This is a genomic window from Photobacterium toruni (genome assembly GCF_024529955.1).
In the GTDB taxonomy this organism is placed as follows: Bacteria; Pseudomonadota; Gammaproteobacteria; order Enterobacterales; family Vibrionaceae; genus Photobacterium; species Photobacterium toruni.
Genome location: NZ_AP024854.1, coordinates 1275769 through 1289451, shown reverse-complemented (window position 1 = coordinate 1289451; position 13683 = coordinate 1275769). Strand labels below are relative to the sequence as shown.

Sequence of the window (13683 nt, the reverse complement as noted above, 5' to 3'; positions counted from 1 at the left end):
GCACGATGGCATCCATCCAGCCTGTTTTATTTATCGCTTCCATTCTCCAATCGTAACCGTTACTTAACGGACCCACTGATGATGTAGCTGTTCGCTATCACCTAGATAATCTAACAACCAACTTACGGCTGGATTCATAGTTTCAGTATTCCATGCTAAACAACAAGGGCTCACTGACGGTTTAATTGCTAACTCTTTTTCAATGAGCTCTCCCGTTTCAATTAGGGGAATTGCCATATGGCTAGGTACAACACTGACGCCTAAACCGGCTTTTAAACACTGCATAGCACTGTACCAATTAGGTACTAATATTCGACGCTGATTATCCATCAACCATGTGATCCGTTTAGGTAATGTTCGTGAAGTATCTTCTAAACAAACAGCGGGATATTGAGCTAATTCATGTGGCTCTAATGGATGATCGCATGTTGCTAATGGATGCTGAGGATCAATCACAAACTTCCACGTTAATGTTCCCATATCTCTATAATCAAAACTGCCACCAACGGGCACTGCTGCTGTTGCACCGATTGCAATATCTGCACGTCCATCTGCTAAGGCATCCCAAACTCCATTAAATACTTCCATGGTGAGATGCAATTCAACATCAGGAAAGTGTTCATAAAAGTCTTTAACTAACATATTAACTCGACTTTGACGCACCACGGTATCTAAAGCCACAGATACATTTTGCGACCAGCCATTTGCAACCCGCTGCGTTTGATATTTCATTAACTGCATTTGTTTGATTATTTTGCGGGATTCTTCAACAAAATACTCCCCTGCTGGCGTTAGTTTAACCTGTCGATGTAATCGAACAAATAATTCGACAGCTAAACGCTCTTCTATCAATCTAACAGTATAACTGATAGCACTAGGCACTTTGTGTAATTCTTCCGCTGCACCTGAAAAGCTGCCACGACGGGCGACGACGTCAATAACTTGAAGATCATTATAAGAAAACATATCACATCAAAAATTTTGAAAGCATGGTTGAAATTTTAGCGTTTCACAATGATTAAAACCAGTATTACACTAGTAGCAATTGTAATATTGACGAAAAGTATAAAATGAAAAATCAACCTTCTAAAATTACCCTCTTCTGGTTTGCATGTTTAAGTATGCTAGGTTTTCTAGCAACGGATATGTATTTACCTTCGTTTGAAACGATCCGTGCCGACTTTGCTACAACCCAATCTCTTATCGGCCTTTCGCTCAGTGTATTTTTACTTGGTATGGCGTTAGGACAAGTTGTATATGGACCATTATCTGATCGTGTAGGGCGCATTAAAGTACTTGTTGGTGGTATGGTGCTATTTAGCCTTGCTTCTATTGCATGTTCATTTGCACCTAACATTGAAGTTTTCCTTGCTGCACGTTTTGTGCAAGCTTTAGGAGCATGTAGCGCAACAGTTATTTGGCAAGCCGTTGTTGTTGACCGTTACGATGGCAAAGTCTCTGAGCGTGTATTTGCAACCATCATGCCTTTAGTGGCACTGTCTCCTGCTTTAGCGCCGTTATTAGGTGCTGTACTTGAACATCAATTAGGCTGGCGTAGTATTTTTATCGCATTAGTTGGTTTTGGTGCAGTGTTAGCAATCATGACACTAAAAGAGCCTGAGAGTGCAAACCTTAGCCAACAACAAGAGAAATTAACGGTAAAACTGCGTAATGATTACGGCCAAATCCTAAGCTCTAAAAAATTCTGGGGTAACATGCTTATTTTTGCTGCATGTTCAGCCGCTTTCTTTGCTTATTTAACTGGCTCTCCTTTTGTTATGTCTGCAATGGGCTATTCAGGTACTGATATCGGTTTAAGCTACGCACCACAAACAGTTGCCTTTATTGTCGGTGGTTATGGTTGTCGTACACTACTAAATCATTTTGATAGTAAAAAACTACTGCCATGGATTTTAGCTCTGTTCTTTAGCAGCGTTTTGATTATGTTTGTGATTTCAATCTCAATCAATGTAACAACTATCTGGCCGATTCTTATTCCATTCTGCTTCCTTGCTGTTGCTAATGGTGCAATTTACCCACTGGTTATTAGTGCTGCCTTATCTGATTTTAGAAATTGTAGTGCAACCGCTGCTGGCCTACTGAACTTTATGCAAACAATGGTCTGCTTTGCGGCAAGTGGTTTAGTCTCTGCCTTTGCTGGATTTGGTTTATTAACGGTTACTGTCGCAATGTTCATCACAGGCTTTATCGCTATTATCGGTTTCATTCTGGTGACAAAAGCACGCCACCAGCAAGCAGTAATAGCAACCGCGTAATAACTCGCTCTCTTTAATTATTAGAAGCAGCCTTCGTTGGCTGCTTTTTTTTACCTATAATCCGCTGTACTCTTCTGGCTTTACTATCTAATTATTCTATTTTCCTTCCTTGTTGTTTATTCAATTACGCATTTTACTCTCACTGTATTAGCCATTTTTTTCTCTCACTCAGATCCATTTTGATTAAATACAATCACAGTAATTAAAGAAATAAACCCCTTACGTCCAACCATTAATCATCTTACATATTGAAACATGTAACTGTGACTAAATAATCATTTAATAAAATCGATAAAAAATATGATTCTAGTCATTATTATGCACTTAGCCCCTAATACCGAGGTGAAGTATATTTATTGTTAAATACATACACTGCAATCAAGTAATTTAACCCGTTAAATCATTTAAAATTAAACAAATATGTAACATTTTATTTTTTTATACATTTCTCTTGCATAAGATATCGTGATGAGTAGTATATAAATTAAGTGACGATTAATGCAGTATTAGAGCATGAGTATTCAAGTAAGTAATATCAATAAATTTTACGGTCAAAACCAAGTACTGCATGATGTCAGCTTTACTTGTGACACTGGTGACACCCTTGTTTTATTAGGTCCAAGTGGCGCAGGAAAAAGTTCACTTCTACGGGTACTAAATCTGTTAGAAAATGCAACTAATGGCAAATTAACGATAGCTAATAATACATTTGATTTTTCAACGTCTATTTCAGAACAAAAAGGCTTAACGTTAAGACGTAAAGTTGGCATGGTGTTTCAACAATATAATCTTTGGCCACACAAAACAGTCATTGATAATTTAACGGAAGCACCAACCAAAGTATTAGGGGTAGATAAAGCCATTGCTACACAACAAGCACTTGATATTTTGACGCAATTACACCTCGCGGATAAAGCAAATGCATGGCCATTACAACTTTCAGGCGGTCAACAACAGCGGGTAGCGATTGCTCGTGCATTGATGATGAAACCTGACGTGTTGTTATTTGATGAACCAACAGCAGCGCTTGATCCAGAGATCACTAGCCAAATTGTTAAGATCATCAAAGATCTCAGTAACACAGGAATAACTCAAGTTATCGTTACCCATGAGGTCGATTTTGCAAAAAAAGTTGCAAGTCATATTTTATATATGGAAGACGGCCACATCATTGAGCATGGTAGTAATCTTGCTTTTACTGCTCCCCAAACGACCCAATTTGCAGAATATCTTAACCATTAATAAATTTCTTTTTAAAACTACGTAGGTAGATAACTACGTAATACACCCGCATGGAGTATAGCGATGAAAAAAATGTTATTAGCAGCAATAATTGGCTTGGCATCTGGGCATGCCATGGCACAAGATCTTAAATTTGCAACAGAAGCAACTTATGCGCCATTTGAATACATGGACGCTAACAACCAAATTCAAGGTTTTGATATTGATATTGCTAAAGCCTTGTGTTCAGAAATGAAAGCAACCTGTACATTCCATAATCAAGCGTTTGATAGTCTAATTCCAGCACTTAAATTCAAACGTTATGATGCTGCAATTTCAGCAATGGACATCACCAAGGCACGTCAACAACAAGTCAATTTTAGTAATACCTATTATGACAATGCCGCTGCGTTTGTATCATTAAAAAATCACGTTGCCGATAAAGCGGCACTTAATGGTAAGCGAGTTGGTGTCCAAAATGGCTCAACACACCAGAGCTACATAACAGATCAAATGTCTGATGTTGTCGCTGTCCCTTATACCAGTTACCAAGATGCCTTTATGGATATGCAAAATGGCCGTATTGATTCAGTGTTTGGTGATACTGCCGTTGTCGCTGAATGGTTTAAGAAAGGTAATGGTGACAAACTGTCTTATGTCGGAAAACCTGTTACTAATACCAAATATTTTGGTAATGGTTTCGGTATCGCCGTAAATAAAAATAATCAGGCATTAGTAGAACAACTAAATAAAGCGCTGGCAACCATTAAAGAAAATGGTCAGTACCAAGCAATCTTTGAACAGTATTTTGGTAAATAAATTATGATGTTAACGGGATATTCACAATCCCTGCTAGAAGCTAGCTGGATGACAATCCAGCTTGCTTTTGTCAGTTTAGCGGTAGGGTTAGTTTTAGCGATGTTATTTGCAGGCGGCGAAATGTCACGTTATCGTGCTATCGCGTGGCCAACAACATTTATCGTGACTATCCTCCGTGGTCTGCCTGAGCTATTAGTGGTACTTTTCATCTTTTTTGGTTCAGGCGAAATTATTTTTCACATCACGGGTGAGTTTATTGAAATTAGCCCTTTTTTATCAGGTGTTATCGCTTTATCACTTATTTTTGCTTCTTATGCTGCTCAGACTATACGGGGTGCATTAAAAGCAGTACCCAAAGGTCAGCAAGAAGCTGCAACTGCATTAGGTATTAGTAAACAACGCACTTTTTTATCTATTATTTTACCGCAAGCAGTACGTCATGCATTACCCGGTTTAACCAACCAATGGTTAGTATTATTAAAAGACACAGCATTAGTTTCATTAATTGGTGTAACTGATTTATTAAAACAAGCTCAATTAGCATCAGCAGCAACCCATGAAAGTTTTACTTGGTATGCTACCGCTGCTGCGGTGTATTTAATTATTACCTTAATTACTCAACGTATTATTAAAATAATCGAAAATAAATTCAGCGAGCAAGATGGCTCTAGTACCAAAAAACATAAAAGCCAAGGAGTAACCGCATGAATGAACAAAATTTTTGGTTAATGGTGCAAGGGCTCATTACTAGTCTTGAATTAACCGCAGCGTCTTTATTCGTTGGCTGTAGTTTAGCGTTATTAATGACAGCAAGCTTAATATTACGAACTCCCATTATTCACTGGATCAGCCGTGGTATTATTACCCTCTTTACAGGAACACCATTATTAGTACAAATATTTTTAGTCTATTATGGCCCTGGGCAATTTGAAGTTATTCGTCAAAGCTTTGTATGGGATTGGTTAAGTCAACCTTGGTTTTGTGCCATGCTTGCATTAGCATTAAATACTGCGGCTTATAGTACTCAGTTATTTAAAGGTGCTTTTGATGCAATACCTAAAGGTCAATGGCATGCTTGCCGTGCATTAGGAATGAATACCAAGGTAACATTGGCGGTATTACTTCCTTTTGCTATTCGTCGTGCAGTTCCAGCTTACTCAAATGAAGTAATTTTAGTCTTTAAAGGCACATCGCTTGCCAGCACTATTACTATTATGGATATAATGGGTTACGCGCAGCGCATCAATGCACAAACCTATGATACCTTAACCGTATTTGCTGTTGCAGGAGCGTTCTACCTTACAATTAATGGAATACTTACATTAATCTTTCGAGTGTTTGAGAAAAAAGCACTTGCGTTTGAAGCAGTACGTTAATTGTTATAAAAAATTCAAAGCATTAAAAAGCCGACGCATGTCGGCTTTTTAATAAAAAATTTCGATACAATGCATCATGATTTAATGACTTAGTTTGGCATTAATTTTTAAAACTAACTGTGACTTAGTGTTTGTCACTACATCAACGTTGTTCTCTTTAATATGAGAGAATTGTGTTAACAATGCCGTTAACTCTTCTTTCATTAATTGTAAGTGACGTGATGTTCTGGTACGGGTAATTTCACTAACAAGCCTTTCTTTTGCTTGCAATGCCGTTGCTACTTTTACAACCTTCTTTTTGGAACGGAAGAAGAAATTCATAGTAAACATCCTTATTTTTATAAACTTTTATACGATATTAGATTATGAATATAAATACCATTAAATAATTTAACATTTGTTAACTAGTTATAATAATAACGCCACTATATAACTATTAACCATATGATTTTAAAATGTATTATATAAAAACAATGACAATCATTAATCTTTTACATTATAGACCACCATCAATATACCTTTTTATATTTTATATAAATCTCTATCTCAAAACATACTAACCAACTGTTTAATAAGAATAAATAAATAAAAATAATCAACCGTAAATTACATCCCCATATCTAAAAGAACTGTTCGCTATTCTTAAAATTAAGAAATGTCGCCCGAAAAATCGTTCATCCTTCTCTTCAAAAAAATGCTCTTTATTCTATCTTTAAATGATAAGACTCAATTTCGCCACCGTTAAAAAATAATCATAAAGATAAAATAAGAGTATCAACTATGAAGCGATATTTAGTGGTTACGTTTATGTTCACAACTTATCTCTGTTTCTGTTCAATAGCCGTTACAGCCGCAGAGTCCAGTACTAACACGCAATATTCACAAGGAAAAGAAAAGGCAGTGGTATGTATGACGTGCCATAGCGTTGATGGTATTTCTACTATAGATACTTACCCTAATCTTCAGGGACAAAAACAAGCATATTTTGTTGCGGCATTAAAAGCCTATAAATTACGCCAACGTAATGACGGCTTAGCTATTCTTATGCATCCACAAGCAGATTCTTTAAGTGATCAAGACATGTTGGATATTGCTTATTATTTTAATCATGTGAAATCAGAACCTATAAAAAATGATAATTAAGAACCGCATATCAGACGCTATGGTTAATTTAACACACTACTTTTTTGACAAACAATATAGTCAAAGGTTTTAAGAATGGATATTCAATACAATTATAAAGTTGTTAAATTCTTCATGGTAACCAGTGTTATCTGGGGTCTGGTTGCCATGACAATAGGCGTTATTCTTGCTGGACAACTCTACTGGCCTGCTCTTAATTTAAACTCTGAATATTTTCAGTTTGGTCGTTTGCGCCCATTGCATACTAACGGTATTATTTTTGGTTTTGTTGTCAATATCTTAATGGGGACTTCACTTTATATCGTACAGAGAACCTGTAAAGTTCCCTTATTTAACTACAGCCTATCATGGTTTGTTTATTATGGTTGGCAACTTGTATTAATCCTTGCCGTTATTACACTACCACTTGGTTTTACCACCTCAAAAGAATATGCCGAACTTGAATGGCCGATTGATATTTTAATAGCTGTAGTTTGGGTTTTATATGCCATTTTGTTTTTTGGCACGATAGCTAAAAGAACTGTATCCCATATTTTTGTAGCTAATTGGTTTTATGGTGCATTTATTTTAGTTATTGCGATGATTTTTATCGTCAATAATCTTGAACTACCCGTGACCTTGTGGAAATCATATTCTATATATTCAGGCGCCGAAGATGCTATTGTGCAATGGTGGTGGGGGCACAATGCCGTCGGCTTCCTTCTTACAGCAGGTATTATTGGAATGAACTACTATTTTATTCCTAAAATATCCAACCGCCCTATTTACTCTTACCGTTTATCTGTTATTCACTTTTGGGGCTTAGTCGGCTTTTATACGTGGGCAGGTACACACCATCTTATTTATTCATCTGTTCCCGATTGGCTTCAAAACCTTGGGATCGTAATGTCACTCATTCTATGGCTTCCTTCTTGGGGGGGCGCATTTAATAGCATTATGACCTTATTAAGTAATAAACCTAAACTTAAGCATGACTACATTATGTGGTTCTTTTTCTCTGCTATTGTCTATTATGCGCTAGCGACATTTGAAGGCCCACTACTGGCTATTCGTTGGTTTAATATGATTGCGCATAATACGGATTGGATTATTGGCCATGTACATTCAGCCGCATTAGGCTGGGTGGGTATGTCAGCTATTGCGGTATTTTATTATTTTATTCCACGTCTTTGGGGCCACCAGCAATTATGGTCTAACCGCTTGGTTAAATGGCATTTTTGGTTCGCACATACAGGTATTCTTATTTATGCGGTTGCACTATGGATCGCGGGCATTGGTCAGGGTTATATGTGGTTACAACAACAACCTAATGGTAGCTTAACCTATAGCTTTGTGGAGGCAATGAACTTTTCTTCACCATGGATGCTGGCGCGTTTTATTGGTGGTGTCAGCTTTGTCTTTGGGTTAGTGCTAATGATATACAACCTTTATCGAACCCTTAAACAGCCATTAATAACCCCATCCTCGACGGAGGAAATCAATGAACATGCTTAATAAAGATTTCACACAATCGGTGTTTATCTTAATTATTTCCACCGTCATTGTTGCCAGTATTTCTTTTCTTGTTTGGGTACTGCCTGCATTCTTTTATCAGAATAAACTTATTGCAGAATCCAGTGCCAAACCACTAACGGCGCTAGAAGTTGAAGGTCGTGATACCTATATCAGTGAAGGTTGTCACACCTGCCATACTATGATGGTGCGACCTCTAGATGCAGAAGTAAAACGTTATGGTCGCTATAGCAAAGAAAGTGATGATATTTATGAATTTCCTAATTTATGGGGATCGAAACGTACAGGTCCTGATCTCACCAATCTGGGACGTAAGTACTCTGATCAATGGCATGCGATACATCTAAATAATCCTCGTGATGTTGTGCCCACCTCAATCATGCCAGCCTATCCATGGTTATTTGAACAAGTGCTCGATGGTGAAGATACAACAGCTAAGCTCAAAGCATTACGCATTCTTGGTGTACCTTATAATGACAAAGAAATACAACAAGCTCGCCTTGCCGTCAAAGGCCATACCAAAGCTGAAGCGCTGATTGCTTATTTGCAAAGTCTGGGACACGATCAGGGAGTACAGCAATGAACACTTTCTGGAGTAATTGGGTTACCTTACTGACTTTACTTTTTTTGATTTTCATGCTCATTGTCGTGGTTTATTATTGGCAAAAAAATCATACTGCAGATAAAAATAAGACGGTTGATAGTTTTGATAATATTAAAGAAAACGATGCAGCAGTCCCTAAATTATTACTGTTCTCTTATGGGATTGCGTTTCTATTAGCAATAGTCTTTTTAGTGCTTTATCCTGGACTTGGTAACTGGAAAGGATTAATGGGATGGAACTCAGCCAGCGAAGCAACTCAACCCCATCCAACTAATTTAAAAGCCCAAATTGCACAAGCAAAATTAAGTAAAGGTTCATACCAACAACTTAGTCAAAATCCAACAATAGTCAATACTGGTAACGCATTATTCCAAACTCATTGTGCTGCCTGTCATTTAAGTGAAGCAGAAGGTCAAACCCACTTCCCTAATCTAACTGATGATGTTTGGCTTTATGGCGGTACAGATAAAGATATTTATCATTCTATTACTAAAGGTCGCAATGGTGTTATGCCAGGTTGGAAAACCATCTTGTCCACTGAAGATATTCATCATATCGCCACCTATATTGCCTCATTACAACAAGATCGCATAATTTCAGCTCCCGCCTTTGCATTACAACAGGGCAAAGCGGGATTTAATAAATATTGTGTAGGTTGCCATGGCAGCAACGCACAAGGTAATCAATTACTTGGCGCACCAAACTTAACGGATAATATCTGGCTCCACGACGGCAGTATTGATGGTATTATTCATACATTAAACAATGGCTTAGATAACGTTATACCTGCCTTTTCCCAACAACTCTCTGATGTTGAAATTCAAGCATTAGGCGCTTATATTCGCCATCAAAATACTCTGCGTAAATCTGTAGTTTCTGCCTTAAATAAAGAGCAAATCGCTCAAGGGCAATATCTCGCTTACGCTGGTGACTGTGTTGCTTGCCATACCGGCGAAGGTGGAGAATTATTTGGTGGTGGTCTAGGTTTTGTAACACCATTTGGTACATTGTATTCCACTAATATTTCATCGCACCCAGAATTTGGCATTGGTGACTACACCTATGCTGACTTTTATGATGCTCTACACAAAGGTAAAGGCAAACACGGTTATCTTTACCCTGCAATGCCCTACTCTTCTTATCAATATATTACTGATGCTGACACCAAAGCATTATGGGCATACATGCAATCACTTAACTATGTTAATACCCGTAACCTAGATAATCAGATGATGTTCCCAAGTAATATTCGCTTAGGATTATTAGGCTGGAATATTGCCTTTCTTAATAATAAACCACTAGAGTATCCCGCTGACAGTACTGAATCTTGGCGTAGAGGTAAATATCTAACCATGAGTTTAGGCCACTGTTCTGAATGTCATACACCAAGAAATATCGCCCAAGCTTTAATTGCTGATAAATTATTTCAAGGTAATTTAATTGATGGCTGGAAAGCACCCAATATTACCGCTACAGAACTTTATCAAGATCGTTGGAATGTTAATTCATTAACTGACTTTCTTAAAACAGGTCATTCCGAAAAAGGCACCGCATTTGGCGGCATGGCAGAAGTTGTAAAAAATAGTACGCGTTACTTAACCCGTGAAGATGTCAGCGCCATTGCCGAATATCTGATTACTGGGGATAAATATAACGTACTTGATAAATCAGTCGGTCAAATAACACCACCAGGGTTTGGTCATTTAATTCCAGTACAAATAAATATTCAAGATCCAGACTTAGCTGAAGGTCCTGCGGCTCAACAAACCAAAGAACAACAACTTTATGGGCTTTATATTCAAACCTGTGGTGCTTGTCATGGTCCTGATGGCAAAGGCCGTAAAGGTATTGCTCCGACACTACTCAATAATGGCATCATTATGCATAAAGACCCTTATGATACCATTGCAGTTACTATTCGAGGTTTAGCACCGAGTTACTTAGAACAAGAAATAGATTTTATGCCTATGAGTAGTTTTAATACGGTATTAAATGATGCTGATTTGGCACAATTAATTACCTTTGTACGTCAAAAATTAGGCGGAAGAGATATTCCTGTGACAGAAAATCAAGTAACCAAAATTCGTAAAGATCTTATCAAAGCCGGATTTGCAGGTAATATTCATAATCTGACCCAACCGATGAATAATAATCCCGAATAACGAAACGATATGCAACAATAACAGAAAAGATATGCGCTAACTGATTGAAACTATAATCAGTTAGTTGAAATGCTGAATTTTAAGCCTATTACACAATTAAGCGTTATTTTTTATTGCTTGTGAGAAATATCTAGGTATAGTCAAGACTAATCCTTTGAGTAGAGGCGCGCTGCCTAAGAGTATTCGGTTGGAGGGAGATCCCCAATGAGAACCGAAGAAAGGAGTCAGCGCCGAAGTAATTATTGAGTCATCAATAATCGCTGGTTCTGCATTTAATAAGTGCCGAACTGCCATAGTTATGTTGTCTATGGAGCGCTACCCTAAGGGATAAGAAGTATTATTTCTCAAGAAATCTGTTTCTCTATCCTTTCGGTAGATCTCCACCTTATTATAGGTGTTTAAGAGATCCATGAATTTAATCCAATATTCTGATTCACTATTATCAGTAGTTCCCGCGCTACTGGCTGTTATTCTTGCAATTACTACCCGCCGCGTATTGTTATCTTTAGGTGCTGGTATTCTTGCAGGATCATTCCTTTTAAATAATTACAACCCACTCGCAGCACTACAATATCTTTTACATCAAATTCTTGGCTTAGTTTGGGCTGATGGTGCGATCAATACCAGTAACGTTAACATGTTATTATTCATGTTATTACTGGGTGGTTTAATTAGCTTAATGACCGCAACTGGCGCAACCAAAGCATTTGCTGAATGGGGTGTTCGTCGTTGTAAAGATCGTCGTAGTGCTAATATCTTAACGGGTATGATGGTGTTTGCTTTCTTTATTGATGACTTTTTCCACAGCTTATCTGTTGGTCCTATTTGTCGTCCTGTAACCGACCGTTTTCAAATTTCACGTGCAAAATTGGCTTACCTGCTAGATTCAACAGCAGCGCCAGTATGTGTTATTACCCCTATTTCATCTTGGGGTGCTTATATTATTGCGATCCTTGGCGGTATTTTAGTCACTAACGATATTACAGAAACAAGCCCTATCTCATTGTTCGTACAGATGATTCCAATGAACCTGTACGCAGTATTTACCTTATTGATGGTACTTGTGGTTATTACATTCCAACTTGATATTGGTCCAATGCGTAAGCACGAACAACGTGCACGTGAGGGACAACTTTGGGATGAATCTAAAGGTCATCCAAAAGGATTAGAAATCACCACTGAAGGTGAAGGTAATGGCACCATGATTGATATGGTATTACCAATTCTAACACTAACCGTTTCAAGCGTTGTATTTATGATCATTAGCGGCGCAGAAGTCTTAGCAGCTAAAGGTCAAGTATTTAGCTTAATCGGCTCTATTGAACATACTGATGTCGGTTCATCACTGGTTTATGCAGCATTATGTAGTCTTGCAGTATCCATTGTATTGGCACTGCGTTTAAAGTTACCACTAAAAACATGGTTAACAGCGGCACCTCAAGGTGTTCAAGCGATGATGCCAGCTATTATCATTCTGTTATTTGCATGGACAATTGGTACTGTTGTAAGCGACATGCAAACAGGACAATACTTAGCATCATTAACTAAATATGGACTACCTGTTGAGTTACTACCAGCATTAGTATTCTTGTTATCATGTGGTATGTCTTTTGCTACTGGTACTAGCTGGGGAACATTTGGCATCATGTTACCATTAGCTGGTGATATGGCGATTGCAAGTGACGTTAACTTATTAATGCCTATGCTATCAGCAGTATTAGCAGGCTCAGTTTTTGGTGATCACAGTTCGCCGATTTCAAGTACCAGTATTTTGTCGGCAACTGGCGCAGGGAGTCACCATATGGATCATGTTATGACCCAGCTACCTTATGCATTAACTGTCGCTTTTGGTGCTTTCCTTGGTTACCTTGCCATGGGTATTACAGGCTCAACGGTTATCGGTATTGCAGTAAGCTCAGTCTGGTTCATCGGTTGCTGTGTCTATCATGTGCGCCAAGATAAGAAACTACAGTTGGTAACGGCTGTTAATTAAAAACAACCATTATTAACGATGATCCCCGTTCGTTTTCGTGCTTATTTGATTTATTCTAACGCACTAAACAACGGGGATTTTTTTGTTCAGGAGATAAGTAATGGAATATTTACACACTATGGTACGTGTCAGTGATTTGAATGCCTCACTGAATTTTTACTGTAATCAATTAGGGTTAGTTGAAACAAATAGAAAAGAAAGTGAACGTGGGCGTTTTACCTTAGTATTTTTAGCCGCACCCGTACAAGCGCAAGCAGCAGCTCAAACACAATCACCATTATTAGAATTAACCTATAATTGGGATACTGAAGCTTATAGGGGGGGCCGTAATTTTGGTCATCTTGCCTTCCGTGTTGATGATATTTACCAATTATGTCAGCACTTACAAGACAGTGGCGTTACGATTAATCGCCCACCTCGTGATGGTCACATGGCCTTTGTTCGTTCTCCTGATGGTATTTCAATTGAATTACTACAAAAAGGTGAACCATTATCCCCTACTGAACCATGGCTTTCACAACCTAACATTGGTGAATGGTAACCGTTAATCAATGCAGCCACAGGTATATCCGGTATT

13 protein-coding genes and 1 riboswitch are annotated in these 13683 nt (G+C 38.0%); of the genes, 11 read left to right on the top strand and 2 right to left on the bottom strand.

Translation table 11 applies throughout. The features are described from left to right. Nucleotides 1–63: 63 nt before the first annotated feature. Nucleotides 64–966: a DNA-binding transcriptional activator PunR gene (gene punR / locus OC457_RS06140; protein ID WP_080174869.1), complete on the bottom strand. Its 903-nt coding sequence runs from the start codon at nt 964–966 to the stop codon at nt 64–66. Between the two features lie 104 nt (nt 967–1070). On the opposite strand from punR, the gene punC reads away from it, so the two are divergent. The 5 genes from punC to artM all read left to right on the top strand — a co-directional run bounded on the left by punC (nt 1071) and on the right by artM (nt 5692). Next, nucleotides 1071–2276 carry a purine nucleoside transporter PunC gene (punC, locus tag OC457_RS06135; RefSeq protein WP_080174868.1) on the top strand — a complete coding sequence of 402 codons (1206 nt, stop codon included), beginning with the start codon at nt 1071–1073 and terminating at the stop codon, nt 2274–2276. 513 nt (nt 2277–2789) lie between these two features. Continuing rightward, nucleotides 2790–3518: an arginine ABC transporter ATP-binding protein ArtP gene (gene artP, locus OC457_RS06130; protein ID WP_080174867.1), complete on the top strand. Its 729-nt coding sequence runs from the start codon at nt 2790–2792 to the stop codon at nt 3516–3518. 63 nt (nt 3519–3581) lie between these two features. Further along, nucleotides 3582–4316 (top strand): lysine/arginine/ornithine ABC transporter substrate-binding protein, encoded by a 735-nt coding sequence (locus OC457_RS06125; protein ID WP_080174866.1) that lies wholly within the window; start codon nt 3582–3584, stop codon nt 4314–4316. 3 nt (nt 4317–4319) lie between these two features. After that, a complete protein-coding gene (gene artQ / locus OC457_RS06120; RefSeq protein WP_080174865.1) occupies nt 4320–5024 on the top strand; it encodes an arginine ABC transporter permease ArtQ in 705 nt (234 codons plus the stop codon). Next, the gene (gene artM / locus OC457_RS06115; RefSeq protein WP_080174864.1) at nt 5021–5692 is read left to right on the top strand and encodes an arginine ABC transporter permease ArtM; all 672 of its coding nucleotides are present in this window, start codon (nt 5021–5023) and stop codon (nt 5690–5692) included. The genes artQ and artM overlap by 4 nt, the downstream gene beginning before the upstream one ends. A gap of 81 nt (nt 5693–5773) precedes the next feature. Here the strand turns inward: artM and OC457_RS06110 are convergent, their stop codons facing one another. After that, nucleotides 5774–6013, bottom strand: a complete 240-nt coding sequence (locus OC457_RS06110) for a hypothetical protein (protein WP_080174863.1) — start codon at nt 6011–6013, stop codon at nt 5774–5776. Between the two features lie 459 nt (nt 6014–6472). On the opposite strand from OC457_RS06110, the gene OC457_RS06105 reads away from it, so the two are divergent. From OC457_RS06105 to OC457_RS06080, 6 genes are all read left to right on the top strand, one after another. Next, on the top strand, nt 6473–6835 hold the full coding sequence (locus OC457_RS06105; protein WP_080174862.1) for a c-type cytochrome: 363 nt from the start codon (nt 6473–6475) through the stop codon (nt 6833–6835). Nucleotides 6836–6910: 75 nt separating this feature from the next. Beyond that, nucleotides 6911–8329: a cytochrome-c oxidase, cbb3-type subunit I gene (ccoN, locus tag OC457_RS06100; RefSeq protein WP_080174861.1), complete on the top strand. Its 1419-nt coding sequence runs from the start codon at nt 6911–6913 to the stop codon at nt 8327–8329. Beyond that, the gene (ccoO, locus tag OC457_RS06095; RefSeq protein ID WP_080174876.1) at nt 8322–8930 is read left to right on the top strand and encodes a cytochrome-c oxidase, cbb3-type subunit II; all 609 of its coding nucleotides are present in this window, start codon (nt 8322–8324) and stop codon (nt 8928–8930) included. Before ccoN ends, ccoO begins: the two co-directional genes overlap by 8 nt. Further along, a complete protein-coding gene (gene ccoP / locus OC457_RS06090; protein WP_080174860.1) occupies nt 8927–11113 on the top strand; it encodes a cytochrome-c oxidase, cbb3-type subunit III in 2187 nt (728 codons plus the stop codon). Before ccoO ends, ccoP begins: the two co-directional genes overlap by 4 nt. Before the next feature lie 151 nt (nt 11114–11264). After that, nucleotides 11265–11439: riboswitch (Lysine riboswitch) on the top strand. A gap of 83 nt (nt 11440–11522) precedes the next feature. Next, nucleotides 11523–13106, top strand: coding sequence for a Na+/H+ antiporter NhaC family protein (locus OC457_RS06085; protein WP_080174859.1), 1584 nt, complete (start codon nt 11523–11525; stop codon nt 13104–13106). Between the two features lie 100 nt (nt 13107–13206). After that, complete coding sequence (locus tag OC457_RS06080; RefSeq protein ID WP_080174858.1) at nt 13207–13647, top strand: VOC family protein; 441 nt, start codon at nt 13207–13209, stop codon at nt 13645–13647. Nucleotides 13648–13683: the final 36 nt, after the last annotated feature.